Genomic DNA, 25,697 nt, shown 5'->3' with positions numbered 1-25,697 from the left:
TAAGGCGAAGCCGCCACCCGGCAAAACGAATCGCGAGGCCAACATGATCCACGTACAAAACGTAAGTAAAACCTTTGTGCTCCACCAGCAAAACGGCGTCCGCCTGCCGGTACTGCAAAATGCCTCGTTAGAGGTCAGCAACGGCGAATGCGTGGTGCTGCATGGCCATTCCGGCAGCGGAAAATCCACCCTGCTGCGCTCCCTGTATGCCAACTACCTGCCGGACGAAGGCCATATTCATATTCGCCATAACAATGAATGGGTCGATCTTGTTCAGGCTCCCGCGCGCAAAGTGCTGGAAGTGCGCCGCTCGACGATCGGCTGGGTCAGCCAGTTCCTGCGGGTGATCCCGCGGATCTCCGCCCTGGACGTGGTCATGCAACCCCTGCTGGATCTCGGCGTGCCGCGCGAAACCTGCACCGCTAAAGCCGCCAGCCTGCTGACGCGCCTCAACGTACCGGAGCGTCTGTGGCACCTCGCCCCGTCGACCTTTTCCGGCGGCGAGCAGCAGCGCGTCAACATCGCCCGCGGCTTTATCGTCGATTACCCGATTTTACTCCTGGATGAACCCACCGCCTCGCTCGACAGTAAGAACAGCGCAGCGGTGATGGAACTGATCGAACAGGCCAAAGCGCGCGGCGCGGCGATCGTCGGGATCTTCCACGACGACGCCGTACGCCAACGCGTGGCGGACAGACTGCACCCGATGGGGACAAACGTATGATTATCAATAATGTCAGGCTGGTGCTGGAAAATGAGGTCGTGAACGGCTCGGTTGAGGTGCGGGACGGTGTCATCCGCGCCTTTGCCGAAACCCGGAGCCGCACTCCTGAAGCGATGGACGGCGAAGGCGGCTGGCTGCTGCCGGGGCTGATTGAGCTGCATACCGATAATCTCGATAAATTCTTCACCCCGCGCCCAAAGGTGGACTGGCCTGCTCATTCAGCGATGAGCAGCCACGACGCGCTGATGGTCGCCAGCGGCATCACCACCGTGCTGGACGCGGTGGCGATCGGCGACGTGCGCGACGGCGGCGACCGCCTGGAGAATCTGGAGAAGATGATCAACGCCGTGGAGGAGACGCAAAAGCGCGGCCTCAACCGCGCCGAGCACCGCCTGCACCTGCGCTGCGAGCTGCCGCACCACACCACCCTGCCGCTGTTTGAGAAGCTGGTGGGCCGCGAGCCGGTCTCGCTGGTTTCCCTGATGGATCACTCGCCGGGGCAGCGCCAGTTCGCCAACATTGAAAAGTATCGCGAATACTATCAGGGCAAATATTCGCTCAACGACGCGGAGATGGCGCGCTACGAAGAAGAGCAGCTCCAGCTTGCGGCCCAGTGGTCGCAGCCGAATCGCCTCTCCATTGCCGCCATGTGCCGGGACCGTAATCTTGCCCTGGCCAGCCATGACGACGCCACGCACGATCACGTGCGCGAATCCCACCAGCTTGGCAGCGTGATAGCTGAATTTCCCACCACGTTTGAAGCGGCAGAGGCGTCGCGCCAGCACGGCATGAACGTCCTGATGGGCGCGCCGAACATCGTACGCGGCGGATCACACTCCGGCAACGTGGCGGCAAGCAGGCTCGCCTCGCTCGGCCTGCTGGATATTCTCTCATCTGACTATTACCCCGCCAGCCTGCTGGACGCGGCCTTCCGCGTCGCGGACGACGAGAACAACAGCTTCACGCTGCCGCAGGCGATTCGCCTGGTGACGAAAAACCCGGCCAGCGCGCTTAATCTTCACGATCGCGGTGAAATTGCCGAGGGGAAACGGGCCGATCTGGTGCTCGCCCACCGTAAGGGCGAGCATATTCATATCGACCACGTCTGGCGTCAGGGAAAGAGGGTGTTCTGATGGGAAGACTCATCTGGTTAATGGGCCCGTCCGGCTCCGGGAAGGACAGCCTGCTGTCGGCGTTACGGCAGCGGGAACACTCACAGCTGCTGGTCGCGCACCGCTATATCACGCGCGATGCCAACGCCGGAAGCGAAAACCATATCGCCCTGAGCGAGCAGGAGTTTTTTATCCGCGCCGGACAAAACCTGCTGGCGCTGAGCTGGCATGCCAACGGTTACTACTATGGCGTCGGCATTGAGATCGACCTCTGGCTGCACGCGGGGTTCGACGTGCTGGTTAACGGCTCGCGGGCGCATCTCCCGCAGGCTCGCGCCCGGTACGAAGCGGCGCTGCTCCCGGTCTGTTTGCAGGTTTCCCCGGACGTTCTGCGTAGCCGGCTGCAAAAGCGGGGGCGCGAAAACGCGCGCGAGATCGACCAGCGGCTGGAACGGGCGGCACGCTACACCCCGTCGGGTTGCCATCTCCTCAATAACGACGGAAGTTTGCTACAGTCAGTCGAGACCTTGCTATCGCTTATTCGCCAGAAGGAGAAACAGCATGCCTGACTGCCAGCTTCGCCCCGCCACCGCCGACGATGCGCCGATCGTTTACGCGCTGATCTGCGAACTTAAGCAGGCCGAGTTCGATCATCAGGCGTTTCACGCCGGGTATCTGGCCAACTTGCAGGATCACAATATGCGTTACCAGCTGGCCGAGCTGGACGGGCAGATCATCGGTATGATCGGCCTGCATATGCAGTTTCACCTGCATCACGCCCGCTGGATCGGCGAGATCCAGGAGCTGGTGGTGATGCCGCAGGCGCGCGGATTGAAAGTGGGCAGCCAGCTGCTGGCCTGGGCAGAGGAGATCGCGCGTCAGGCAGGCGCTGAGCTGACCGAGCTGTCCACCAGCGTGAAGCGCGTGGACGCGCACCGTTTTTATGTTCGTGAAGGGTATACGCAGAGCCATTTTCGCTTCACCAAACCGCTGTAGAGGTGCGTTATGAGTCTGACGATCACGCTGACAGGAACCGGAGGGGCGCAGCTGGTGCCGGTGTTTGGCTGCGACTGCGCGGCGTGCCGACGGGCACGTTTGCAGGAAAATTATCGCCGTCGCCCCTGTAGCGCGGCGGTCAAATTCAACGATGCGGTCACCTTGCTTGACGCGGGTATTCCCCACCTGATGGACGACTGGCCCGCGGGGAGTTTCAGGCAGTTTTTGCTCACCCATTATCATATGGATCACGTTCAGGGGCTTTTTCCTCTGCGCTGGGGCGTGGGAGCGACCATTCCGGTTTACGGCCCCCCGGACGACGCAGGCTGTGACGACCTGTTCAGGCATCCGGGCCTTCTCGATTTCAGCCACACGGTGGAGCCGTTTGTGATGTTTGAACTTCAGGGCTTGCGGGTCACGCCGCTGCCGCTCAACCATTCAAAACTGACCTTCGGCTATCTGCTGGAGTCCGCCCACAGCCGCGTGGCGTGGCTTTCTGATACCGCCGGGCTACCGGATAAAACGGTGACGTTTCTGCTAAACAATCAGCCGCAGGCGATGATTATCGACTGTAGCCATGAACCGCGCCCGGAGACGCCGCGCAACCATTGTGATTTGAATACGGTGATTGCGCTGAACGAGGTGATTGGCTGTCCGCAGGTGATCCTGACGCATATCAGCCATCAGTTTGACGTGTGGATGATGAATAACCCGCTGCCGTCCGGCATTGAAGCGGGGTATGACGGGATGGTGCTGGTGCTGGATTAGGTTTTGCCGGGTGGCGGCTGCGCCTTACCCGGCCTACGCGTTGCAATACCGGGGTTACCACCGATCGTAATCATCCTCTAACCGGCGCTCATCCTCTTCTAACCGACGCCGATCGTCATCCAGCTGGCGCTGACGCTCGTCTAAACGCTGGCGTCGATCTTCTAACTGTCGACGACGATCGTCGTACTGGCGGCTGTCGGTTTGACGGCTGCGATCGTAACGATCGTCGTCATCATCATTACGGCTGCTGCCGGGGTTATAGGCGTCGTTGATCGCCTGCTGAATATTGCCAATGGCATCATCAATCACATCGGCATACGCCAGTTGGCTGGTTAAAGTCAGCAGACCCAATAACAGAGCGGTAGAGTAACGTTTCATAAGGCCAGACTCGCAGGTGAACTGGCCTTACGGTAATGAATGGCAGGGAACCGGGGTAGCGGAGGAATCTCAATTCCTGGCCTGTTCAATCGCCCCTATCGCATCGACTCGCGCCTGATGTCGTCCCCCTTCAAACGGTGCATTTAGCCAGGCATCGACGATCATTTTTGCCAGCTCCAGTCCGACCACGCGCGAACCAAATGCCAGCACATTCGTGTTGTTATGCTGCCTTGAAAGCTGAGCTGAATAAGGTTCGCTACAGACCACTGCGCGGATGCCCGGGAACTTATTGGCCGTAATGGAGATCCCTACCCCCGTTCCGCAGATCAGGATGCCGCCATCCACCTCCTTATCGATAATAGCCTGTGCAACCGCGCTGGCATAATACGGGTAGTCAGTACGCTCCGGGGAACAGGTGCCCTTATCCACCACGTCGATGCCACGCGCGCACAGATGGGCCAGAATATCCTCTTTCAGCATAAAACCTACGTGATCGCAGCCAAATGCAATCTTTTTCATAATAAACCTCATCGTGGGTTAACTTTACGAACTCGATGGAGTTGTGATTTAAGACCGGTCAGTTGTGCAATAAAACCTCAAAACCATCGAGTTCTGCGCGTGTTCTACACCCCTGACTTTGACATTTCAACTCTCTCATGACGGTATATTTCTCACGGCATGCATTAAAATCCGTTAACGTGTCATAATTATATTATTGATTTTTAAGGGCATCCTAAATCAACCGCCCCTCAAAACTTCACAGACAATAAAACTTTATGAATTTCTAAACATTGTGAAGTTACCAGCATATTTTCATGCCAGAGTGTGGTGATATAGTGTCGTCTTCATTTTTAAGGACAAAAGAGAGCGATGAGTCAGTCAGAATTTAAAAAAGAGCTGCCTAACGGCATTGGCCTTGCACCGTACCTGCGCATGAAGCAGGAAGGCATGACCGACAACGAAAGCCGTATCGTCGACTGGCTGCTCCAGCCGGGTAACCTGAGCGGCGCGCCTGCGATTAAAGACGTTGCCGAAACGCTGATGGTGTCGGAAGCGATGATCGTGAAAGTGGCCAAACTGCTCGGCTTTAGCGGTTTCCGTAACCTGCGTGCGGCGCTGGTCGACTACTTCTCGCAATCCGAACAAGTATTACCTGCGGAACTCGCTTTTGATGAAGCACCACAGGATGTGGTTAACAAAGTGTTCAATATTACGCTGCGCACCATTATGGAAGGCCAGTCGATAGTGAACGTGGATGAAATTCACCGCGCGGCACGTTTCTTCGCCCAGGCCAACCAGCGCGATCTGTACGGTGTGGGGGGTTCTAACGCTATTTGCGCCGACATCCAGCATAAGTTTCTACGCATCGGCGTGCGCTGCCAGTCGTATCAGGACGCGCACATTATGATGATGTCGGCATCGCTGCTGAAGGAAGGGGATGTGGTACTGGTGGTCTCCCATTCCGGCCGCACCAGTGATGTGAAAGCAGCAGTTGAGTTAGCAAAAAAGAACGGCGCCAAAATTATCTGTATTACCCATAGCTACCATTCGCCGATTGCTAAACTTGCTGATTATATTATTTGTTCGCCAGCACCAGAGACCCCGTTATTAGGGCGCAACGCCTCCGCGCGTATATTACAGCTTACATTATTAGATGCGTTATTTGTTTCCGTTGCACAACAAAATATCGAACAGGCCACACTTAATATGCAAAAAACCGGCGCTATTGTGGATTTCTTCTCTCCTGGCGCACTGAAGTAAATTAAAAGGTTAATCCTGCTCAGGCGGGATTAACAACAACATATCCTACATTGAGAACACTGCTATGAATAAATATCTGAAATATTTCAGCGGCGCCGCTATGGGCTTAATGTTATCCACCAGCGCGTTTGCTGCTGCGGAATATGCGGTGGTATTAAAAACGCTCTCCAATCCATTCTGGGTGGATATGAAGAAAGGGATTGAAGATGAAGCCAAAACCCTGGGAGTAAGCGTTGATATTTTTGCCTCGCCGTCAGAAGGGGATTTTCAGTCCCAGCTACAGCTGTTCGAAGATCTGAGTAATAAAAAATACAAGGGTATCGCTTTTGCCCCACTCTCCTCCGTGAATCTGGTCATGCCCGTCGCGCGCGCCTGGCAGAAAGGTCTCTATCTGGTGAATCTCGATGAAAAAATCGATATGGATAACCTGAAAAAAGCAGGTGGCAATGTAGAGGGGTTTGTCACAACGGACAACGTGGCCGTCGGCGCAAAAGGGGCCGATTTTATTATCAATAAACTTGGTGCGGAGGGGGGCGAAGTCGCAATCATTGAGGGTAAAGCCGGTAACGCATCGGGCGAGGCGCGCCGCAATGGCGCAACAGAAGCCTTCAAAAAAGCAAACCAAATTAAGCTGGTTGCCAGCCAGCCCGCTGACTGGGATCGCATTAAAGCTCTGGATGTGGCAACCAACGTGCTGCAACGAAACCCGAATCTGAAAGCCTTCTACTGCGCGAACGATACCATGGCGATGGGCGTGGCGCAGGCGGTGGCAAACGCCGGTAAAATCGGCAAAGTGCTGGTGGTCGGCACCGATGGTATTCCAGAGGCGCGTAAGATGGTCGAAGCCGGTCAGATGACGGCAACCGTCGCACAAAACCCGGCGGACATCGGGGCGACCGGCCTGAAATTAATGGTGGATGCCGCGAAAACCGGGAAAGTCATCCCGCTGGAAAAAACGCCTGAATTCAAGTTGGTGGATTCGATTCTGGTGACGAAATAACGCAGAACTGTGCGGCTTGATGCCCTCACTCCGGCCCTCTCCCACAGGGAGAGGGTGAACAGAGAAGGAAATAAACATGGTCACGCCATATATCTCGATGGCGGGGATCGGCAAATCCTTTGGTCCGGTTCACGCATTAAAATCGGTTGATTTAACTATATACCCTCATGAGATCCACGCGTTATTAGGGGAGAATGGTGCCGGTAAATCAACCTTAATGAAAGTATTGTCGGGAATTCATGAACCGACCAAAGGCTCCATTATTATTAATGAAAAGAATTACGACAGATTGGATCATAAACTGGCAGCACGACTGGGCATCGGCATTATATATCAGGAACTCAGCGTTATTGATGAATTAACCGTGCTGGAAAATCTATATATAGGCCGTCACCTGACCAAAACGGTTTGTGGCATCAGGATTATTGACTGGAAAGAGATGCGCATTCGCGGTGCGATGATGCTCTTACGCGTCGGATTAAAAGTCGATTTAGATGAAAAAGTAGCGAATTTATCCATCAGCCATAAACAGATGCTGGAAATCGCGAAAACCTTAATGCTCGATGCCAAAGTGATCATTATGGATGAACCCACATCTTCATTAACTAATAAAGAGGTGGATTATCTTTTCTTGATCATGAATCAGCTGCGTAAAGAAGGCACCGCCATTGTCTATATCTCGCATAAGCTCGCGGAAATCCGCCGCATCTGCGACCGCTACACGGTAATGAAAGACGGTTCCAGCGTATGCAGTGGCCTGGTGAGTGACGTTTCAAATGACGACATTGTGCGCCTGATGGTCGGCCGCGAACTGCAAAACCGCTTTAACGCCATGAAAGAGAGCACCGGCAACATCGAACGCGACACGGTGTTTGAGGTGAACAACGTCACCAGCCGGGACAAGAAAAAAGTGCGTGATATTTCGTTCAGCGTGAACCGCGGCGAAATACTGGGTTTTGCGGGTCTGGTCGGCTCGGGACGTACCGAACTGATGGACTGTCTCTTCGGCGTGGATAAACGCGCGAGCGGTGAAATTCGCCTCAACGGCAAAACCATCTCCCCGCGTTCGCCTCTGGATGCGTTGAAAAAAGGGATGGCCTACATCACCGAAAGCCGCCGCGAAAATGGCTTTTTCCCTAATTTCTCTATCGCCCAAAACATGGCCGTCAGCCAGAGCCTGAAAAACGGTGGCTATAAAGGGGCCATGGGGCTCTTTCGCGAGCATGAAGAACGCAAGACCGCCGAAGCACAGCGCCAGTTGCTGGCGTTGAAGTGCCATAGCGTAGAGCAAAACATCACCGAACTCTCCGGCGGCAATCAGCAAAAGGTGCTGATTTCTAAATGGCTGTGTTGCAACCCGGACGTCATCATTTTTGATGAACCCACGCGAGGCATCGACGTCGGCGCAAAGGCCGAAATCTACAAGGTGATGCGCCAGCTGGCTGACGAAGGCAAGGTCATCCTGATGGTGTCATCTGAATTACCTGAAATTATCGCCGTCTGCGACCGCATCGCCGTGTTCTGCGAAGGGCGGCTGACGCAAATCCTGACCAATCGCGACGACATGAGCGAAGAGGAGATCATGGCATGGGCATTACCACAAGAGTGAAAGGCGATATGGCGGAGAAAAAGCCATTTAACTTCGCGCTGTTCTGGGACAAGTACGGTACCTTTTTTATCCTCGCGATTATAGTCGCCATCTTTGGCACGCTGTCATCGGAGTACTTCCTCACCACCAACAACATCACGCAGATTTTTGTCCAGAGCTCGGTAACGGTGCTGATCGGGATGGGCGAATTCTTTGCCATCCTTGTCGCGGGTATTGATCTGTCCGTCGGAGCCATTCTGGCACTCTCCGGCATGGTGACTGCCAAACTGATGCTGGCTGGTGTCGACCCGTTTTTTGCAGCACTGATTGGCGGCGTACTGGTCGGCGGCGCGCTGGGGGCGATCAATGGCTGTCTGGTCAACTGGACCGGGCTACATCCGTTCATTATCACTCTCGGTACTAACGCCATTTTTCGCGGCATCACGCTGGTGATTTCCGATGCTAACTCCGTCTATGGCTTCTCGTTCGATTTTGTAAACTTCTTCGCTGCCAGCGTCCTCGGGATACCCGTACCGGTCATCTTCTCGCTGATCGTCGCGGTGATCCTCTGGTTCCTCACCACCCGTATGCGGCTGGGGCGCAATATCTACGCCCTGGGCGGTAACAAAAACTCGGCGTTCTACTCCGGCATCGACGTGAAGTTTCATATTCTGGTGGTGTTCATTATTTCTGGCGTATGCGCCGGGCTGGCGGGCGTGGTGTCGACCGCGCGTCTGGGCGCAGCGGAGCCGCTGGCCGGGATGGGATTTGAAACATACGCCATCGCCAGCGCCATCATCGGCGGAACCAGCTTCTTCGGCGGTAAAGGCCGCATCTTCTCGGTCGTGATTGGTGGTCTCATCATCGGCACCATCAATAACGGACTCAATATCTTACAGGTACAAACCTACTACCAGCTGGTGGTAATGGGCGGGTTGATTATCGCCGCTGTTGCCCTCGACAGATTGATCAGTAAGTAAGGAAATCACTATGAAAATTTCACCCTCCCTGATGTGTATGGATCTGCTGAAATTCAAAGAACAGATCGAATTTATTGACCAGCACGCGGACTACTTCCATATCGACATCATGGACGGCCACTTTGTGCCTAATCTGACGCTGTCTCCGTTCTTTGTCGGCCAGGTGAAGAAGCTCGCCACCAAACCACTGGACTGTCACCTGATGGTGACTCGCCCGCAGGACTACATAAGCCAGCTGGCGCAGGCCGGAGCAGACTTCATCACACTGCACCCGGAGACCATCAACGGTCAGGCTTTCCGCCTGATTGAAGAGATCCGTCGTCACGGTATGAAGGTGGGACTCATCCTCAACCCGGAAACCCCGGTTGAGGCAATGAAATACTATATTCATAAGGCGGACAAAATCACCGTGATGACCGTCGATCCAGGCTTTGCCGGGCAGCCGTTCATTCCGGAAATGCTGGAGAAAATTGCCGAGCTGAAAGCCTGGCGCGAACGCGAAGGGCTGAGCTATGAGATTGAGATCGATGGCTCATGCAATCAGGCCACCTATAAAAAACTGATGGCCGCCGGCGCAGATGTCTTTATCGTAGGAACGTCTGGTCTGTTCAACCATGCAGAGAATATCGGGGATGCATGGCAGCTTATGGCCGGGCAGATCCTGTCGGCACGAAACGAGGTTGTTCCTCATGCAAAAACAGCCTGATGTCGTCGCCGGAGTGGATATGGGAGCCACTCATATCCGTTTTTGCCTGCAAACGACCGACGGTGCGGTGTTGCATTGTGAAAAACAGCGCACCGCAGAGGTTATCCGCTCTGGTGTGGTGTGCGGCGTGACGGAAATGATCACGGCTCAGCTGCGTCATTTACAGGTTCACTGTCGCGGTCTGGTCATGGGCTTTCCGGCACTGGTCGGCAAAGACAAACGCACCATTATCTCGACGCCAAATCTGCCTTTGCAGGCGAATGAGCTCCGCGATCTGGCGGGAAAACTTGAAGATGCGCTAGGCTGCCCGGTCGAATTTTCCCGCGACGTTAACCTTCAGCTTTCGTTTGACGTGGCGCAACACAATCTCCAGCAGCAAGAGGTTCTGGCGGCCTATCTTGGCACCGGCATGGGATTTGCCATCTGGCTAAACGGTGCTCCATGGACGGGCGCGCACGGCGTAGCGGGCGAGCTCGGGCATATTCCACAGGGGGATATGACGCGGCACTGTGGTTGTGGCAACCCGGGATGTCTGGAAACAGTTTGTTCCGGTATCGCATTGAAACAGTGGTACGAACAGCAGCCCCGCGAGTATGCGATGGGAGATATCTTTTCAGCCGTACCCGATGACCCCTTCGTACAACAACTCCTGAATCATGCAGCCCGCGCCATTGCCACCAGTGTAAATCTGTTCGATCCGGATGCGGTGATCCTCGGTGGCGGCGTAATGGATATGCCTGGCTTTCCGCGCGAAGCGCTGATTGTCGGGATAAAGCAGCATTTGCGCCGCCCGCTGCCGCATGAGTCCGTGAAATTTATCCCTGCCTCGTCGTCGTCTTTTAACGGCGCTCAGGGGGCCGCTACCCTGGCTCGCTGCCGGTTCCTGCCATCACCTTGCGCAGCGCCTGCGCCAGCTGTGCGCGGGTGAACGGTTTTCGCAGTAACTGAACGTCCGGCAGCTGCGGGTTATGCGCCGGGCGCAAATCCTGTCCGCTGATCAGCAGCACCGGCAACTGCGGATAGTGGCTGCGTACATGGCCGATCACCTCCGCGCCGCTCAGGCCGCCCGGCAACATCAGGTCGCTGATAAACATGCCGATATCCGGCGATGCGTCCAGCATGTTCAGCGCCTGCTCGCCGTTTTCGGCTTCAAGCGTCAGGTAGCCAAGCTGGTGCAGTTGCTCGCACAGGGTCTGCCGCATGCCCGCCTCATCTTCCAGGACCAGCACAAGCAGCTCACTCTCTGCCGGGGCCGTGGTCGCCAGCGCGGCATCATCAGAGAACGCGGGCAGCGTCGAGCGCGGCAGCTGGAGCCGCACGGTGGTTCCCTGCCCCGGCGCGCTTTCGATCTCAACGCGCCCCCCGGACTGGCGCACAAAGCCGTATACCATCGACAGCCCTAACCCGCTGCCGCTGCCGGTCTGTTTGGTGGTGAAGAACGGTTCAAAGACCTGCGATTTCACCTCCTGCGACATCCCGCAGCCGTGGTCAATCACCTCCAGCGCGACCATATCCTGTCTGCGCCCGTCGCTGCGGGTCACACGCTGGTTCCAGGTGCGGATTTTAATCACACCGTTTTGCCCCTCCATTGCATCACGGGCGTTCATTACCAGGTTGATAATGGCGTTTTCCAGCTGGCTGACGTCAATCCATGCGGGCCAGGCCGGGGTTTGCGCTTCAATATCCAGCGTCAGCGTGGCGGGAAGCGAGTGCCGCATCAGCTCGCTCAGGTTCTCCAGCAGCGGCTTCATCTCTACCGCATGGGGTTGCAGGGATTGCTTGCGCGAGAAGGCCAGCAGACGCTGGGTGAGCATGGCCCCGCGTTCCGCGGCTTTGAGCGCACGAGTGATGCGCGGCGCGTCCGGTGACGCTGAATCGGTCAGCTCCAGACTGCCGATAATCACCGCCAGCAGGTTATTAAAATCATGCGCCAGCCCGCCCGTCAGTTGCCCGACCGCCTTCATTTTCTGGCTGTGCAGCAGCGCCTCCTCCAGCCCCTGACGTTCGATGCGATCAACCTCCATCTGCGAGGTCTTCTCCTTCAGCAGCCGCGTGGTGTGCTCCAGCGAAGCGGTATTGCGGGCAAAAACGTTAAACGCGCGCGCCAGTTCCCCCAGCTCATCACGCCGCTGTAGCGCGGGCACCGACACATCCTGCTCGCCGTGAGCGAGACGCGACATTGCCCTTGAGATAGCCGTCAGGTTGGAGCCCAGATTGCGGTAAATATACCAGCAGGCGCAGCCGGTGATGATCAGCGCCAGCACCGCGAAGACGCTGATAAACACGCTGATGGAGCGCAGCTCCTGGTGGCTTTGGGCGGTACGCAGCCGGGAGGCCTGCGCCACCTGTTCAACGTACTGATTGATGTCGCGGTTTAATATCGCCACCAGCGCCTTGATGTGGAACATGTACCAGCTGATGGACAGATCGCTCTCTTCCAGCTGCTTCGACAGTGGCGCGAGCTTGCGCAGCTCATCATTAAAATCCGGGAGCACCAGGTTGACCACCGGTTGCAGGGCGCTCGCGGGTAACATCGCGGTTACTGCATCCAGCTGCTGCACCGTGGCGCGCGGTGAAGGGGTATCAATGGCGGCAACGATCAGCCTGTCCATCTCTGCAAGCTGCCGGGCGTCTGGCACATTGCTCGCGTAACGGCGGTTGATATCCTGCAAATGACGCAGGTAGCTTTGGCTTTGATACAGCGCGCTGAGCAGCGCGTTACGCTCCAGATGCCGTTTTTGCCCGCGCTCCAGCATTCCCGTCACGCTCTGCTGTAACTCATTGCTCCTGCGGATAATACGCGCCACCAGCGCCGGCTCCTGCTGCGCCAGCGGCGCATCGGCAAGCTGCTCCAGCGAGTGGCGCAGCGCCATCTGCGTCTGTTTCAGCCGTTCAGCTTCGCCTTTGTATTCCAGCGCACCGACTACCTGCGACAGCCGCACCGCCGCCGTCGCCACATTCGCGGTATCACGCGCGAGGTTCATGCTGCCGGTCATATCATCCAGCGTTTGCTGCTGCACCTGCTCCTGGATTTGACTGGCGTGACGAAAGCCGAGCACCGCCACGCCGCTGACCATCAGCGTTACCGCCACCACCAGCAGGTTAAATATCAGCAGGCGACCGCGGGCGCTGGTGAAGAACGGGGGGCGTGAAGACATGGGTTTGGGCTCCTCTGCGGTTTGGTGCCCTCACCCTGGCCCTCTCCCACAGGGAGAGGGAAAAGGAAAATGTGATGGCGATTAGCTATTCATAACTATGACAAATATGAACAGCTTCTGACATTTTGCATTTACGCACCTGTGATGAAGTGCAGATATCGACATTCACAGGAGATCCGCCATGAGCAGAACCCCGGTTTTAGAGATGCGCCACATTGCCAAGACGTTTGGCAATTTCCACGCGCTCAAGGGTGTGGATTTGACGGTTTTCCCCGGAGAGATCCACGCGCTGATGGGGGAAAACGGCGCCGGAAAAAGCACGCTGATGAAGATCCTCGCAGGCGCTTATACCGCCAGCAGCGGCGACATCCTCATCGACGGTCAGCCGTTTCACATCAAAGGTCCGAAGGATGCGCTGGCCGCAGGCATTACCCTGATTTATCAGGAGATGCAGCTTGCTCCTAACCTGACCGTGGCGGAAAACATTTTTCTCGGCAGCGAGCTGTCGCGCGGCGGGCTGGTCCAGCGCAAAGAGATGGCAGCCCAGGCGCAGGCGGTCATTGACCGTCTGGGCGCGCAGTTCAGCGCCACCGACCTGGTCATGAAGCTGACCATCGCCGAGCAACAGCAGGTGGAGATCGCCCGCGCGCTGCACCGCAACAGCCGTATTCTGGTGATGGATGAACCCACCGCCGCCCTCTCCTCGCGCGAAACCCACCGTCTGTTCGAACTGATTTTGCGCCTGCGCGATGAAGGGATGGCGATTATCTACATCAGCCACCGCATGGCGGAAGTGTATGAGCTTTCCGATCGCGTCAGCGTCCTGCGCGACGGGCAGTACGTCGGCAGCCTGACGCGCGACAAGCTGAATGCCTCTGAGTTGGTGCGCATGATGGTGGGCCGCCCGCTCAGCGATCTGTTTAACAAAGAGCGCGATATTCCGCTCGGCAGCCCGCGTCTGAACGTGCACCACCTGACAGATGGCAAAAAAGTGCTGCCGTGCAGTTTGCAGGTTCGCTCCGGTGAAATCGTCGGGCTGGCGGGGCTGGTCGGGGCCGGTCGCTCCGAGCTGGCGCAGCTGATCTTCGGCGTGCGCAAAGCCACCGGCGGCATGATCGAGGTCGACGGCGAACCGGTGGTGATCCACTCCCCGCGCGCGGCCATTGAAAACGGCATCGGTTTTCTTACCGAGAACCGCAAGGAGCAGGGGCTGTTTCTGGAGCTGGCGGCACAGGAGAACATCACCATGGCGACGCTGGAGCGCGACGCCACCTTCGGCTGGCTGAACCGCAAAAAAGCGCAGTCTATTTCCGATGACGCCATCGCCCTGCTCAATATCCGCGTGCCGCATTCTCAGGTGCGCGCGGGCGGGCTCTCCGGCGGCAACCAGCAAAAGCTGCTGATCTCCCGCTGGGTGGCGATTGGCCCGCGCATTCTGATTCTGGACGAACCTACGCGCGGCGTGGACGTCGGCGCGAAAAGCGAGATCTACCGCATCATGAACCAGATGGCGCGCAAAGGGGTGGCGATTCTGATGATCTCCAGCGAGCTGCCGGAAGTGGTGGGCATGAGCGACCGGGTGTACGTGATGCGGGAAGGCAGCATCGCGGGTGAACTCCACGGACGCGACATCTCTCAGGAAAACATTATGACGCTGGCAACCGGCGTGAACGACACACATCATCAGGCGGTGTAATTATGACAACTCCAACCCATCCGCAGCAGGTGGCGAAATCCGCCTCCGCCAAAAAAATGCTGATGAGCGATCTGATGCAAACGATCGGCATTTTGCCGATTTTAATCCTGATTGTGGCGGTATTTGGCTTTATCGCCCCGAACTTTTTCACCGAGAGCAACCTGCTGAATATTACCCGGCAGGCGTCGATCAACATCGTGCTGGCGGCGGGGATGACCTTCATCATCCTGACCGGCGGGATTGACCTCTCCGTGGGCTCGATTCTGGGTACTACGGCGGTAGCGGCGATGGTGGTCTCGCTTATCCCTGAATTTGCGATGCTCTCCATTCCGGCGGCGCTGATGCTCGGTATGGTGCTGGGGCTGTTCAACGGCGCGCTGGTGGCCTTCGCCGGGCTGCCGCCGTTTATCGTCACCCTCGGCACCTATACGGCACTGCGCGGCGCGGCGTATCTGCTGGCGGACGGCACGACGGTCATTAACTCCAACATTAACTTCGAGTGGATCGGCAATAACTACCTTGGCCCCATTCCATGGCTGGTGGTGATCGCCCTGGCGGTCATTGCTATCTGCTGGTTCATCCTGCGCCGCACAACCCTCGGCGTTCACATTTACGCGGTCGGCGGCAATATGCAGGCGGCGCGCTTAACGGGCATCAAGGTCTGGCTGGTGCTGCTGTTTGTCTACGGCATGAGCGGCCTGCTTTCGGGGTTAGGCGGCGTGATGAGCGCCTCGCGCCTCTACAGCGCCAACGGCAACCTCGGCACGGGGTACGAGCTGGATGCGATTGCGGCGGTGATCCTCGGCGGGACCAGCTTCGTCGGCGGGATCGGCACGATCACCGGCACGCTGGTCGGTGCATTGATCATCGCCACCCTCAACAACGGCATGACGCTGATGGGCGTCTCCTACTTCTGGCAGCTGGTGATCAAAGGGGCGGTGATCATCATAGCGGTGCTGATCGACAAATACCGTACCCGACACCATCAAAGTGCATAACAACAATACCCTACGTGAGGAATACAGCATGAGATTAAAGCCCTTAGTGACCGCGCTCTGTGCTGGCGCGCTGCTGGCCGCAACCCCGTTTGCGCAGGCAAAAGATCTGAAGTCCATCGGCGTGACGGTGGGCGACCTGGCTAACCCGTTCTTCGTGCAGATCACCAAAGGCGCCGAGCTGGAAGCGCGCAAGCTGGCGGGAGATAACGTCAAGGTGACGCTGGTCTCCAGCGGGTACGATCTGGGCCAGCAGGTGGCGCAGATCGATAACTTCATCGCCGCGAAGGTGGACATGATCATCCTTAACGCCGCGGATTCCAAAGGGATCGGCCCGGCGGTGAAGCGTGCGAAAGAGGCGGGGATCGTGGTCGTGGCGGTTGACGTGGCGGCGGAAGGGGCTGATGCGACCATCACCTCCGATAACACCCAGGCGGGGGAGATGGCCTGTAAGTACATAACCGACCGCCTGAAAGGTAAAGGCAACGTGGTGATCATCAACGGGCCGCCGGTTTCTGCGGTACAAAACCGCGTGGAAGGCTGCCAGACCGAGTTCAGGCGCCATCCGGATATCAAAGTGCTCTCGGATAATCAGAACGCCAAAGGCAGCCGCGAAGGCGGACTGGAGGTCATGACCTCCCTGCTGGCGGCCAATCCGAAGATCGACGGCGTATTCGCAATTAACGATCCGACGGCGATCGGCGCCGATCTGGCGGCGAAACAGGCGCAACGCAATGAATTCTTTATCGTTGGCGTGGATGGCAGCCCGGACGGTGAAGAAGCCCTGAAGCGCGAAAACTCCCTGTTTGTGGCGACACCGGCGCAGGATCCGCAGGTGATGGCGGCGAAGGCGGTGGAGATCGGCTATGACATTCTTCAGGGCAAACCTGCGCCGAAAGAGCCTGTGCTGATCCCGGTGACGATGATCGATAAAAAGAACGTCGGCACGTATAAGGGGTGGACGGTTAAGTAACCCCGGTGCGGCCTGATGCCCTCACCCTAACCCTCTCCCACGGGGAGAGGGAACTTACTCCCCCTCTCCCTTGAGGGAGAGGGCCGGGGTGAGGGGGCGGCAAAAAACGCAAGGAGTCCCCATGAAACGCTCCGACATCAATGAAATCCTCGGCCACACGCGGCAGTTCTTCTCCATGCACGACGTGCATCTCCCGCCGTTTGCCAGTTTTCCGCCAACAAAATGGCAGCAGCTTGACCAGGCCGCCTGGCAGGAGGTGTTCGACCTCAGGCTCGGCTGGGACGTGACGGCGTTTGGCGGCAACCACTTTGCCGCAGAGGGGCTGACGCTGTTCACCCTGCGCAACGGCTCGCCCAACGGCGTGCCTTATGAAAAGTGCTATGCCGAAAAAATCATGCACGTCCGCGACGGCCAGGTGACGCCGATGCATTTCCACTGGCGCAAGCGGGAAGACATCATCAACCGGGGCGGCGGGAACCTGATTATTGAGTTATGGAATGCGGGGGCGCATGAGGTGACCGAAAACACCGACATGATCGTCACGATAGACGGCTGTCGGCAGACGCACGCGCCCGGTAGCCAGCTGCGCCTCACGCCTGGGGAAAGCATCTGCCTGACGCCCGGCCTGTACCATAGCTTCTGGGGTGAACGCGGCTTTGGCGACGTGCTGGTGGGCGAAGTGTCGTCGGTCAATGACGATGAACACGACAACCACTTTTTACAGCCCATCGATCGCTACAACACCATCGAAGAAGACGAACCGGCGGTGCTGGTGCTGTGCAACGAGTACAACCTGTTACGGATATAAGGAGTGAATGATGCCATTGATTTCTCTTGCCGACGGTCTGGCACACGCCAGAGAACACCGCTACGCCCTGGGCGCGTTCAACGTTCTCGACTCCCATTTTCTGCGCGCGCTGTTTGCCGCCGCGAAGCAGGAACGCTCGCCGTTTATCATCAACATCGCCGAAGTGCATTTTAAGTACGTGTCTCTGGAGTCGCTTGTCGAAGCGGTGAAGTTCGAAGCCGCCCGTCACGATATTCCCGTGGTGCTTAACCTCGACCACGGGCTGCATTTTGAGGCCGTCGTACGCGCCCTGCGCTTAGGGTTCAGCTCGGTGATGTTCGACGGCTCGACGCTGAGCTATGAGGAAAATATCCGCCAGACCCGGGAAGTGGTGAAGATGTGCCACGCGGTGGGCGTCTCGGTGGAGGCGGAGCTGGGCGCAGTCGGCGGAGATGAAGGCGGCGCGCTGTATGGGCATGCCGATGAAGCGTTCTTTACCGACCCGCAGCTGGCGCGCGAATTTGTCGATTTAACCGGTATCGACGCGCTGGCGGTCGCCATTGGCAACGCGCACGGGAAATACAAGGGCGAGCCGAAGCTTGATTTCACGCGTCTGGACGCCATTCGCCAGCAGACGGGGCTGCCGCTGGTTTTACACGGCGGCTCTGGCATCAGCGATGCCGACTTCCGCCGCGCTATCGAGCTGGGCATTCATAAAATCAACTTCTATACCGGCATGTCGCAGGCCGCGCTCGCCGCCGTTGAGCAGCGCATGGCGAACCGCCAGCCGCTGTACGATGAGTTTGCCGAACTGCTGCTGGGCATTGAAGAGGCCATTACCGATACGGTCGCGGAGCAGATGCGCATCTTCGGCAGCGCGGGGCAGGCATAATGGAACGCAAAGGGATTATCGCCGCAGGCAACATGCTGGTGGATCACGTCCACCAGATCGTACAGTGGCCGGAGCGCGGCTGGCTGGCGGAAATCACCCACAGTGAGCGCTCAACCGGCGGTGCGCCGCTCAACGTTCTGCTGACGCTGGCGAAAATGCACGTCGGCCTGCCGTTACAGGCGGTGGGGCTGATTGGGGAAGACAGCGACGGAGACTATATTCTGGCGATGCTCGACCAATATCACGTCAATCGCCAGCGCGTGCAGCGTACGACGTTCGCCCCAACGTCGATGTCGCAGGTCATGACCGACCCCAGCGGACAGCGCACCTTTTTCCACTCGCCGGGCGCCAACCGCCTGCTGGATCTTCCCGCCTTCGATCGCCTCGACGGATCGCTGAAGATCTTCCATCTCGGCTATCTGCTGCTGCTCGACAGCCTGGACATGCCGGACGAGGAGTTTGGCACCCGCAGCGCGCGGTTACTGGTACAGATGCGCGATCAGGGGTATGAAACCTCGCTCGATCTGGTCTCCCGCAAGGGCGATCGGCGCTATCAGCCGCTGGTGCTCCCTGCCCTGCGTCATCTTGATTATCTGGTGATTAACGAGCTGGAAGCCGGTGAGTTTAGCGGGCTTGAGATCCGCGACGGTCATGGTGCGCTGAACATGGTCCATATCGCCGACGCTGCCGCACAGCTGCTGGCGGCAGGCGTGCGGCAGCGGGTGGTGATCCACTGTCCGGAAGGGGCATGGGGTGAAGCGCCGGGTGAAAAAGGGCAATGGGTTCCGTCGTGGAAGCTGACGCAGGAGGAGATTATCGGCAGCGTCGGTGCGGGCGACGCGTTTTGCGCAGGCTTTTTATACGGTTGCCATGAATCGCTGTCGCTTACCGAGAGTATTTATCTGGCGCACGCCTGCGCGCGGGCCAGCCTGCTGGCGGCCAATGCGATTAACGGCGCGAAAACGCTGGCCGAGCTTCAGGCGTTTATTCAGGAGAACGTTCAGGCGGCTTTCTCATGATGGGAAACGTCCGTGGCAAAAACATAGCCCAGACCGCGAATGGTTTTGATCAGCAAAGGCTGGTGCGGATTGACCTCAATTTTTCGCCGTAGCCGCATGATCAACACGTCGATAGTGCGGTCAAAGACCTCGGCGCTTTCGCTGTGGGTCAGCTCCAGCAGCTGTTCACGACTCAGTACCCGGCGGGCGTTTTGCGTTAATGCCAGCAGCAGGCCGTATTCGCCCTGGGTTAACGGCACGGTATTACGCTGCGGATCGCTCAGCTCGCAGCGGGTGGTGTCCAGCGTCCAGCCGTTAAAGGTAATACCTTCAACGCGCGGCGCGGCAGGCTCCGCGTCCAGCGCGCCGGTTCGACGCAGTACCGCCTTAACGCGGGCGACCACCACGCGCGGATTGAACGGTTTTCCGATGTAATCATCAGCGCCCATTTCCAGCCCGACGACCACATCTGATTCACTTCCCAGCCCCGTCAGCATCACCACCGGTAGCGATGGTCGCTGCTTTTGCAGTTGCAGCAAAACCTGTAATCCGTTGATATCCGGCAGCATCATGTCCAGCAGAACCAGCGCAATGCCGGGATACTGCTGGACACGGTTCACCGCGTCCTGACCGGTGTGACACGTCAGCACGGTAAAGACGTGCTCGCTGAGCACATCCTGTAGCAGTTCGCAGACTGCGACATCATCATCAACCACCAGAATCGCCGGTTTCATCGCATGCTTCCGTCAGGGAATTATGTTAAGTCTGAACCATTCTGCCGCCGGCTCCAGCCGAATTGTTTTTTACGTGACGGAAATTCAATCCATGTCACATCCCCTGCCCTTTCGACACGTCAATTTTGACGATTGGCTGTTTTTCGTCAGGGTTTTGCCCCGCAAAGAGTCGTAAAGTCAGGAAATACCCATAGTAAAAACATGGCATAGAAGCTGCATATTGGGCAGGTAAGAACTGTTTAACTGGAGCAAAGTGATGAAAAAAGTCGTCACGGTTTGCCCTTATTGTGCCTCAGGTTGCAAGATCCACCTGGTGGTCGATAACGGCAAAATCGTCCGGGCGGAAGCGGCGCAGGGTAAAACCAATCAGGGCACGCTGTGCCTGAAAGGGTACTACGGCTGGGATTTTATTAACGATACCCAAATCCTCACGCCGCGCCTGAAAACCCCTATGATCCGCCGCGAGCGCGGCGGCAAGCTGGAAGCCGTCTCCTGGAATGAAGCGCTGGATTACGTCGCCACGCGCCTCAGCGCCATCAAGGCCAAGTATGGCCCGGATGCGATTCAGACCACCGGCTCCTCACGCGGAACCGGGAATGAAACCAACTATGTGATGCAAAAATTCGCGCGCGCCGTTATTGGTACCAATAACGTCGACTGCTGCGCTCGCGTCTGACACGGCCCATCGGTTGCAGGTCTGCACCAGTCGGTCGGTAACGGCGCAATGAGTAATGCCATCAATGAGATAGATAACACCGATCTGGTGTTCATCTTCGGCTATAACCCGGCGGATTCTCACCCTATCGTCGCGAATCACGTTATTCGCGCCAAACAGAACGGGGCGAAAATCATCGTCTGCGATCCGCGTAAAATTGAAACCGCGCGCATTGCGGATATGCACATCGCGCTGAAAAACGGCTCGAACATCGCGCTGTTGAATGCGATGGGGCATGTCATTATTGAGGAGAACCTCTACGACCAGGCGTTTGTCGCGAGCCGTACGGAAGGGTTTGAAGAGTATCGCAAGATTGTCGAAGGCTATACGCCGGAGTCAGTAGAGGCGATAACCGGCATCAGCGCGCAGGAGATCCGCCAGGCGGCGCGGATGTACGCCGGAGCGAAAACCGCCGCCATTCTGTGGGGCATGGGCGTGACCCAGTTCTACCAGGGCGTGGAAACCGTGCGCTCGCTCACCAGCCTCGCCATGCTGACCGGCAATCTGGGTAAAGCGCATGTGGGCGTGAACCCGGTGCGTGGTCAGAATAACGTGCAGGGTGCGTGTGATATGGGCGCGCTGCCGGACACCTATCCGGGCTACCAGTACGTGAAGTTCCCGGAAAACCGCGAGAAGTTTGCGAAGGCCTGGGGCGTGGAAAGTCTGCCGGCACACACCGGATACCGCATCAGCGAGCTGCCGCACCGCGCGGCGCACGGTGAAGTACGTGCGGCCTACATCATGGGTGAAGATCCGCTCCAGACCGACGCCGAACTGTCTGCGGTGCGCAAAGGCTTTGAGGATCTGGAGCTGGTGATTGTTCAGGATATCTTTATGACCAAAACCGCGGCAGCGGCGGATGTGATTCTGCCGTCGACCTCCTGGGGCGAGCATGAAGGTGTCTATACGGCGGCAGACCGCGGCTTCCAGCGCTTCTTCAAGGCCGTCGAGCCGAAGTGGGATCTGAAAACAGACTGGCAAATCATCAGCGAAATCGCCACCCGCATGGGCTACCCGATGCACTACAACAACACCCAGGAGATCTGGGACGAGTTGCGGCATCTGTGTCCGGACTTTTATGGGGCAACCTATGAAAAAATGGGTGAGCTGGGCTACATCCAGTGGCCGTGCCGGGATGAGTCAGAATCCGATCAGGGGACGTCGTACCTCTTTAAAGAGAAGTTCGACACCCCGAACGGGCTGGCGCAGTTCTTCACCTGCGACTGGGTCGCGCCGATCGATAAGCTCACCGACGAGTATCCGATGGTGCTCTCCACCGTGCGTGAAGTGGGCCACTACTCCTGCCGCTCCATGACCGGCAACTGCGCCGCGCTGGCGGCGCTGGCGGATGAACCGGGCTACGCGCAGATCAACACCGCCGATGCCGAACGGCTCGGTATTGAAGATGAAGCGCTGGTGTGGGTGAACTCGCGTAAGGGCCGCATCATTACCCGCGCGCAGGTCAGCGACCGTCCGAACAAAGGGGCAGTCTATATGACCTACCAGTGGTGGATTGGCGCCTGTAACGAGCTGGTGACGGAGAACTTAAGCCCGATAACCAAAACGCCGGAGTATAAATACTGCGCCGTAAACGTGGAGCCAATAGCGGATCAACACGCTGCGGAACAGTATGTGATCGACGAATATAACAAGCTGAAAGCCCGACTGCGTGAAAGCGCAATGGGTTGATGCCGTTAATTAATCGATGAATAAAGGGAGTGAGATATTCACTCCCTTTTTATTTCCGCTTAACACATTAAAAATATCAATTGTTATTCTGGAAAGCGGCTCGCAGAAATAATGTAATTCGTGCGAAAAAGAATTACATCTTTGCATTTTAATTCAGAGGGATAAGATGTGCGGCGGGTGCTTAAGACTTTCTGTCTTGAGCATTGTTGAGGGACAGAAAGTAGGAAGCCCCGGGAAATTTTCATTTACCCGAGGCTACTCCCTCAACTACCAACAGGTTGAGAGTAGCCTCTTATTCTTTTTTACACAAGGAGTAAAAGGCATGACGCCATTAAAAACTGCGTTAGGCATCGTCTTTATTATTTGCCTGACGATAGTGATCTTTACCTTTATTACTCGCGGCAGGCTCTGCGAGTTTTCAATAAAGAGTGAACATCAGGAGGTGGCGGCGAAATTAGCCTGTAACGCAGGCTAACCTCTTCGGGCGGAACGCGTGTTCCGCCCGGCTTGTGGGATGCTGAGGTCTTAACGCACCCGTTTTTTTCTTCTGTCGCCGCGATTATACTGCGCGGCGTGTACCCAGATGATAAGAATCCATGAAAACCCTTTTTCTGATGTTGTTATTTTTAACCGCGTTTGCCCATGCCGATGAGATAGGCAGCCAGTATAAAAAGCAGGCTGAAGCGGGCGATGCGCGCGCGCAGTATTATCTTGCCGATACCTGGTTCAGTTCCGGCGACAGCGCGCAGGCGGCGCTGTGGGCGGAAAAAGCGGCAAAAGGCGGTGATGTCGACGCCATGGCGCTGCTGTCGCAAATCCACTTTTCGCAGGGTGACTATGCGCAGGCTAAAGCCCTGGCCCAGCAGGCAAACATTGCGGGCAGCAAACGCGGCGCGATCATGCTGGCGCGGGTGCTGGTGAACACGCAGGCGGGCAAAACCGACTACCCGCAGGCCATCGCACTGCTGCAATCGGCGACCGAAGACATCGATAGCGACTCGGCGGTAGACGCGCAACAGCTGCTGGGGCTGATCTATGCCAACGGCGTTGAAGTCCCTCAGGATGACGTGCAGGCCGCGTCGTGGTTCAGGCGGAGTTCGGCTCTGTCCCGGACGGGCTATGCGGAGTACTGGGCAGGAATGCTGTTCAGGCAGGGTGAGAAAGGCTTTATCACACCGAATAAACAGAAAGCGCTTTACTGGTTAAACCTGAGCTGTACCGAAGGGTTTGATACCGGGTGTGAAGAGTTTGATGCGTTAAGCGGGGAATAACGTGCCGGGTGGCGGCTTCGCCTTACCCGGCCTACAAAACCCGTAGGCCCGGTAAGCGCAGCGCCACCGGGCTTAGAATGTTACTGGTCAGCCGTTTTATCAAAACGACCCAGCACCTCGCGTTCATACGCCAGCGCTTTTTTGCGGTCGAACTTGTGTTCCCACTTGGAGATTACCAGCACCGCCAGGGCATTCCCCACCACGTTCAGCGCCGTACGCGCCATGTCGAGGATACGGTCGACACCGGCAATAAACGCCAGGCCTTCCAGCGGAATACCGACGCTGCCCAGCGTCGCCAGCAGCACCACAAAGGAGACGCCCGGCACGCCTGCGATGCCTTTTGAAGTCACCATCAGCGTCAGCACCAGCACGATTTCCTGCCACAGCGACAGGTCAATCCCGTACAGCTGCGCAATAAAGATCGCCGCAATACTCTGATACAGCGTCGAACCATCCAGGTTAAAGGAGTAGCCCGTTGGCACCACGAAGCTGGTAATGGACGCCGGCGCGCCGTAGGCTTCCATCTTTTCAATGATGCGCGGCAGCACGCTCTCGGAGCTTGCCGTGGAGTAGGCCAGAATCAGCTCATCCTTCAGGATGCGGATCAGGATCCAGATGCTGAGCCCGCACAGGCGCGCCACAATGCCCAGCACTACCAGCGCGAAGAACAGAATCGCGAAGTGCACCAGAATCACCAGCTTCGCCAGCGGCCACAGGGAGGCAAAGCCGAAGTTCGCTACGGTCACCGCAATCAGCGCGAATACCCCGACCGGCGCATAGCGCATCACCATGTGGGTGACTTTGAACATGGTTTCGGAGACAGATCGGAACACGGTGACCAGCGGTTCACGGTGCGTCGCGGGCAGGGAAGAAAGCCCCAGACCAAAGAGTACCGAGAAGAAGATGATCGGCAGCATCTCGCCCTTCGCCATGGACGCGATAATATTGGTCGGCACCAGCGAGAGAATAGTCCCCATCAGCCCATGCGAATGGCTCTGCACATCGGCGGTTGTGCTTTGGTATTTCGAAATATCCACCGTCGCCAGCTGCGACATATCGATCCCGGCACCAGGCTGGAACACATTCGCCAGGGTGATGCCAAGAACGATGGCAACCGTGGTGATCACTTCGAAATAGAGAATAGTTTTAACGCCAATGCGGCCTAACTGTTTCGCATCACCGACACCCGCGATACCGACCACCAGCGTCGAGATCACAATTGGCACAACAATCATCTTGATCAGATGAATAAAGATATCGCCCGCAGGTGAGAGAAGGTTCGCAATCAGCCACTCGCGGCTGTCGCTATGATAATGGAGGTAACTGCCCAGCAAGATGCCCAGCACAAGGGCCAGCAGGATCTGCCAGGCCAGGCTGACTTTCAAATTTTTCATAGAAACTGACTTCCTCAATGAAATCTCCGTACCATCAAAACTGCATGAATATGGAGACATACTGAAAGGGTATGAATTGTGTTGCGTTGGTTTATGGGATTTTTTAACGCGCCGTATGAGTATCATTTGCACGGCATGCTGCGCAAGCCTTAAAGAACAAGGCATTTCACTGCAAAAAGTGTCATTGACGGTAATTTATAGCAATTCGCATAAATAACCGTTTGTTATACAAAATATTTTCACTTCAAAAAAGTGAATAACTCTTCAGATGAATTATTTCCCTTCAAAGTTTCATTCGCTCAATTTTCATACTCTTCAGACATTGCGTGATCTGTCGCCCAAATACTAAACAAAGCTTGTAAAGCCCCTACTATTAACGTTT

25 protein-coding genes are annotated in these 25,697 nt (G+C 56.9%); 20 read left to right on the top strand and 5 right to left on the bottom strand.

Going from position 1 to position 25,697, the window contains the following annotated elements; genetic code table 11:
- The first annotated feature begins 43 nt into the window (after positions 1 to 43).
- Genes phnL through phnP form a run of 5 tightly spaced genes read left to right on the top strand, consistent with a single transcriptional unit; the run spans position 44 to position 3,600 of the window.
- A complete protein-coding gene (gene phnL / locus RS584_RS01800) occupies positions 44 to 724 on the top strand; it encodes a phosphonate C-P lyase system protein PhnL (RefSeq protein WP_315748844.1) in 681 nt (226 codons plus the stop codon).
- Positions 721 to 1,857 (top strand): alpha-D-ribose 1-methylphosphonate 5-triphosphate diphosphatase, encoded by a 1,137-nt coding sequence (gene phnM, locus RS584_RS01795; RefSeq protein WP_315748843.1) that lies wholly within the window; start codon positions 721 to 723, stop codon positions 1,855 to 1,857. The genes phnL and phnM overlap by 4 nt, the downstream gene beginning before the upstream one ends.
- Positions 1,854 to 2,405: a ribose 1,5-bisphosphokinase gene (phnN, locus tag RS584_RS01790; RefSeq protein ID WP_315749902.1), complete on the top strand. Its 552-nt coding sequence runs from the start codon at positions 1,854 to 1,856 to the stop codon at positions 2,403 to 2,405. The genes phnM and phnN overlap by 4 nt, the downstream gene beginning before the upstream one ends.
- On the top strand, positions 2,398 to 2,832 hold the full coding sequence (phnO, locus tag RS584_RS01785; protein WP_006810443.1) for an aminoalkylphosphonate N-acetyltransferase: 435 nt from the start codon (positions 2,398 to 2,400) through the stop codon (positions 2,830 to 2,832). The genes phnN and phnO overlap by 8 nt, the downstream gene beginning before the upstream one ends.
- Positions 2,833 to 2,841: 9 nt before the next feature.
- Positions 2,842 to 3,600, top strand: a complete 759-nt coding sequence (phnP, locus tag RS584_RS01780) for a phosphonate metabolism protein PhnP (RefSeq protein WP_315748842.1) — start codon at positions 2,842 to 2,844, stop codon at positions 3,598 to 3,600.
- Between the two features lie 54 nt (positions 3,601 to 3,654).
- On the opposite strand, the gene yjdP is transcribed toward phnP, so the two are convergent.
- Both yjdP and rpiB read right to left on the bottom strand, forming a co-directional pair.
- Positions 3,655 to 3,978 (bottom strand): DDRRRQL repeat protein YjdP, encoded by a 324-nt coding sequence (gene yjdP / locus RS584_RS01775; RefSeq protein ID WP_047062204.1) that lies wholly within the window; start codon positions 3,976 to 3,978, stop codon positions 3,655 to 3,657.
- Between the two features lie 69 nt (positions 3,979 to 4,047).
- Positions 4,048 to 4,497, bottom strand: a complete 450-nt coding sequence (gene rpiB, locus RS584_RS01770) for a bifunctional allose-6-phosphate isomerase/ribose-5-phosphate isomerase RpiB (RefSeq protein ID WP_015570214.1) — start codon at positions 4,495 to 4,497, stop codon at positions 4,048 to 4,050.
- Positions 4,498 to 4,848: 351 nt separating this feature from the next.
- Between rpiB and alsR the strand changes: the two genes are divergently transcribed.
- The 6 genes from alsR (at position 4,849) to alsK (ending at position 10,941) form a co-directional block, all read left to right on the top strand.
- Complete coding sequence (gene alsR / locus RS584_RS01765; RefSeq protein ID WP_015570213.1) at positions 4,849 to 5,739, top strand: D-allose utilization transcriptional regulator AlsR; 891 nt, start codon at positions 4,849 to 4,851, stop codon at positions 5,737 to 5,739.
- 64 nt (positions 5,740 to 5,803) lie between these two features.
- On the top strand, positions 5,804 to 6,739 hold the full coding sequence (gene alsB, locus RS584_RS01760; RefSeq protein ID WP_015570212.1) for a D-allose transporter substrate-binding protein: 936 nt from the start codon (positions 5,804 to 5,806) through the stop codon (positions 6,737 to 6,739).
- Between the two features lie 76 nt (positions 6,740 to 6,815).
- A complete protein-coding gene (alsA, locus tag RS584_RS01755) occupies positions 6,816 to 8,348 on the top strand; it encodes a D-allose ABC transporter ATP-binding protein AlsA (protein WP_315748840.1) in 1,533 nt (510 codons plus the stop codon).
- Positions 8,327 to 9,307: a D-allose ABC transporter permease gene (gene alsC, locus RS584_RS01750; RefSeq protein ID WP_017382644.1), complete on the top strand. Its 981-nt coding sequence runs from the start codon at positions 8,327 to 8,329 to the stop codon at positions 9,305 to 9,307. Before alsA ends, alsC begins: the two co-directional genes overlap by 22 nt.
- Before the next feature lie 10 nt (positions 9,308 to 9,317).
- Positions 9,318 to 10,013: a D-allulose 6-phosphate 3-epimerase gene (gene alsE / locus RS584_RS01745; protein WP_015570210.1), complete on the top strand. Its 696-nt coding sequence runs from the start codon at positions 9,318 to 9,320 to the stop codon at positions 10,011 to 10,013.
- Complete coding sequence (gene alsK, locus RS584_RS01740) at positions 9,997 to 10,941, top strand: allose kinase (protein WP_063135432.1); 945 nt, start codon at positions 9,997 to 9,999, stop codon at positions 10,939 to 10,941. The genes alsE and alsK overlap by 17 nt, the downstream gene beginning before the upstream one ends.
- Here alsK and RS584_RS01735 read toward each other — a convergent pair.
- Positions 10,874 to 13,171, bottom strand: a complete 2,298-nt coding sequence (locus RS584_RS01735; protein ID WP_103269684.1) for a hybrid sensor histidine kinase/response regulator — start codon at positions 13,169 to 13,171, stop codon at positions 10,874 to 10,876. The genes alsK and RS584_RS01735 overlap by 68 nt on opposite strands.
- Positions 13,172 to 13,352: 181 nt before the next feature.
- Between RS584_RS01735 and RS584_RS01730 the strand changes: the two genes are divergently transcribed.
- The 6 genes from RS584_RS01730 to RS584_RS01705 all read left to right on the top strand — a co-directional run bounded on the left by RS584_RS01730 (position 13,353) and on the right by RS584_RS01705 (position 19,533).
- Entirely contained in the window at positions 13,353 to 14,867 is a 1,515-nt protein-coding gene (locus RS584_RS01730; protein WP_023302933.1) for a sugar ABC transporter ATP-binding protein, read from the top strand.
- 2 nt (positions 14,868 to 14,869) lie between these two features.
- Entirely contained in the window at positions 14,870 to 15,865 is a 996-nt protein-coding gene (locus tag RS584_RS01725) for an ABC transporter permease subunit (RefSeq protein WP_315748839.1), read from the top strand.
- Positions 15,866 to 15,893: 28 nt separating this feature from the next.
- A complete protein-coding gene (locus RS584_RS01720; RefSeq protein ID WP_315748838.1) occupies positions 15,894 to 16,835 on the top strand; it encodes an ABC transporter substrate-binding protein in 942 nt (313 codons plus the stop codon).
- 121 nt (positions 16,836 to 16,956) lie between these two features.
- Complete coding sequence (locus RS584_RS01715; protein ID WP_315748837.1) at positions 16,957 to 17,643, top strand: D-lyxose/D-mannose family sugar isomerase; 687 nt, start codon at positions 16,957 to 16,959, stop codon at positions 17,641 to 17,643.
- A gap of 10 nt (positions 17,644 to 17,653) precedes the next feature.
- Positions 17,654 to 18,514: a ketose 1,6-bisphosphate aldolase gene (locus RS584_RS01710; RefSeq protein WP_017382639.1), complete on the top strand. Its 861-nt coding sequence runs from the start codon at positions 17,654 to 17,656 to the stop codon at positions 18,512 to 18,514.
- Complete coding sequence (locus RS584_RS01705) at positions 18,514 to 19,533, top strand: carbohydrate kinase family protein (protein WP_315748836.1); 1,020 nt, start codon at positions 18,514 to 18,516, stop codon at positions 19,531 to 19,533. Before RS584_RS01710 ends, RS584_RS01705 begins: the two co-directional genes overlap by 1 nt.
- On the opposite strand, the gene RS584_RS01700 is transcribed toward RS584_RS01705, so the two are convergent.
- Positions 19,515 to 20,246: a response regulator gene (locus RS584_RS01700; protein WP_193042103.1), complete on the bottom strand. Its 732-nt coding sequence runs from the start codon at positions 20,244 to 20,246 to the stop codon at positions 19,515 to 19,517. The two genes, RS584_RS01705 and RS584_RS01700, sit on opposite strands and share 19 nt — an antisense overlap.
- Before the next feature lie 256 nt (positions 20,247 to 20,502).
- On the opposite strand from RS584_RS01700, the gene fdhF reads away from it, so the two are divergent.
- The 3 genes from fdhF to RS584_RS01685 all read left to right on the top strand — a co-directional run bounded on the left by fdhF (position 20,503) and on the right by RS584_RS01685 (position 23,921).
- The gene (gene fdhF / locus RS584_RS01695; RefSeq protein ID WP_315748835.1) at positions 20,503 to 22,650 is read left to right on the top strand and encodes a formate dehydrogenase subunit alpha; all 2,148 of its coding nucleotides are present in this window, start codon (positions 20,503 to 20,505) and stop codon (positions 22,648 to 22,650) included.
- A gap of 322 nt (positions 22,651 to 22,972) precedes the next feature.
- Entirely contained in the window at positions 22,973 to 23,125 is a 153-nt protein-coding gene (locus RS584_RS01690; protein WP_042719158.1) for a Hok/Gef family protein, read from the top strand.
- 121 nt (positions 23,126 to 23,246) lie between these two features.
- Positions 23,247 to 23,921, top strand: a complete 675-nt coding sequence (locus tag RS584_RS01685) for a tetratricopeptide repeat protein (protein WP_063158428.1) — start codon at positions 23,247 to 23,249, stop codon at positions 23,919 to 23,921.
- 80 nt (positions 23,922 to 24,001) lie between these two features.
- Here the strand turns inward: RS584_RS01685 and gltP are convergent, their stop codons facing one another.
- Positions 24,002 to 25,315 carry a glutamate/aspartate:proton symporter GltP gene (gene gltP, locus RS584_RS01680; RefSeq protein WP_015570199.1) on the bottom strand — a complete coding sequence of 438 codons (1,314 nt, stop codon included), beginning with the start codon at positions 25,313 to 25,315 and terminating at the stop codon, positions 24,002 to 24,004.
- Positions 25,316 to 25,697 lie beyond the last annotated feature (382 nt).

Origin of the sequence: Enterobacter sp. DTU_2021_1002640_1_SI_PRY_ASU_LCPMC_013 (assembly GCF_032389435.1) — a bacterium.
Taxonomy (GTDB): domain Bacteria; phylum Pseudomonadota; class Gammaproteobacteria; order Enterobacterales; family Enterobacteriaceae; genus Enterobacter; species Enterobacter hormaechei_C.
This window is presented reverse-complemented; position numbering and strand designations above follow the sequence as displayed.

Bases quoted from the DNA above. Each gene is read 5' to 3' on its own strand.
- phnL (WP_315748844.1), top strand. From the start codon at position 44: ATGATCCACGTACAAAACGTAAGTAAAACCTTTGTGCTCCACCAGCAA.
- phnM (WP_315748843.1), top strand. From the start codon at position 721: ATGATTATCAATAATGTCAGGCTGGTGCTGGAAAATGAGGTCGTGAAC.
- phnO (WP_006810443.1), top strand. From the start codon at position 2,398: ATGCCTGACTGCCAGCTTCGCCCCGCCACCGCCGACGATGCGCCGATC.
- phnP (WP_315748842.1), top strand. From the start codon at position 2,842: ATGAGTCTGACGATCACGCTGACAGGAACCGGAGGGGCGCAGCTGGTG.
- yjdP (WP_047062204.1), bottom strand. From the start codon at position 3,978: ATGAAACGTTACTCTACCGCTCTGTTATTGGGTCTGCTGACTTTAACC.
- rpiB (WP_015570214.1), bottom strand. From the start codon at position 4,497: ATGAAAAAGATTGCATTTGGCTGCGATCACGTAGGTTTTATGCTGAAA.
- alsR (WP_015570213.1), top strand. From the start codon at position 4,849: ATGAGTCAGTCAGAATTTAAAAAAGAGCTGCCTAACGGCATTGGCCTT.
- alsB (WP_015570212.1), top strand. From the start codon at position 5,804: ATGAATAAATATCTGAAATATTTCAGCGGCGCCGCTATGGGCTTAATG.
- alsA (WP_315748840.1), top strand. From the start codon at position 6,816: ATGGTCACGCCATATATCTCGATGGCGGGGATCGGCAAATCCTTTGGT.
- alsC (WP_017382644.1), top strand. From the start codon at position 8,327: ATGGGCATTACCACAAGAGTGAAAGGCGATATGGCGGAGAAAAAGCCA.
- alsE (WP_015570210.1), top strand. From the start codon at position 9,318: ATGAAAATTTCACCCTCCCTGATGTGTATGGATCTGCTGAAATTCAAA.
- alsK (WP_063135432.1), top strand. From the start codon at position 9,997: ATGCAAAAACAGCCTGATGTCGTCGCCGGAGTGGATATGGGAGCCACT.
- RS584_RS01735 (WP_103269684.1), bottom strand. From the start codon at position 13,171: ATGTCTTCACGCCCCCCGTTCTTCACCAGCGCCCGCGGTCGCCTGCTG.
- RS584_RS01730 (WP_023302933.1), top strand. From the start codon at position 13,353: ATGAGCAGAACCCCGGTTTTAGAGATGCGCCACATTGCCAAGACGTTT.
- RS584_RS01725 (WP_315748839.1), top strand. From the start codon at position 14,870: ATGACAACTCCAACCCATCCGCAGCAGGTGGCGAAATCCGCCTCCGCC.
- RS584_RS01720 (WP_315748838.1), top strand. From the start codon at position 15,894: ATGAGATTAAAGCCCTTAGTGACCGCGCTCTGTGCTGGCGCGCTGCTG.
- RS584_RS01715 (WP_315748837.1), top strand. From the start codon at position 16,957: ATGAAACGCTCCGACATCAATGAAATCCTCGGCCACACGCGGCAGTTC.
- RS584_RS01710 (WP_017382639.1), top strand. From the start codon at position 17,654: ATGCCATTGATTTCTCTTGCCGACGGTCTGGCACACGCCAGAGAACAC.
- RS584_RS01705 (WP_315748836.1), top strand. From the start codon at position 18,514: ATGGAACGCAAAGGGATTATCGCCGCAGGCAACATGCTGGTGGATCAC.
- RS584_RS01700 (WP_193042103.1), bottom strand. From the start codon at position 20,246: ATGAAACCGGCGATTCTGGTGGTTGATGATGATGTCGCAGTCTGCGAA.
- RS584_RS01690 (WP_042719158.1), top strand. From the start codon at position 22,973: ATGACGCCATTAAAAACTGCGTTAGGCATCGTCTTTATTATTTGCCTG.
- RS584_RS01685 (WP_063158428.1), top strand. From the start codon at position 23,247: ATGAAAACCCTTTTTCTGATGTTGTTATTTTTAACCGCGTTTGCCCAT.
- gltP (WP_015570199.1), bottom strand. From the start codon at position 25,315: ATGAAAAATTTGAAAGTCAGCCTGGCCTGGCAGATCCTGCTGGCCCTT.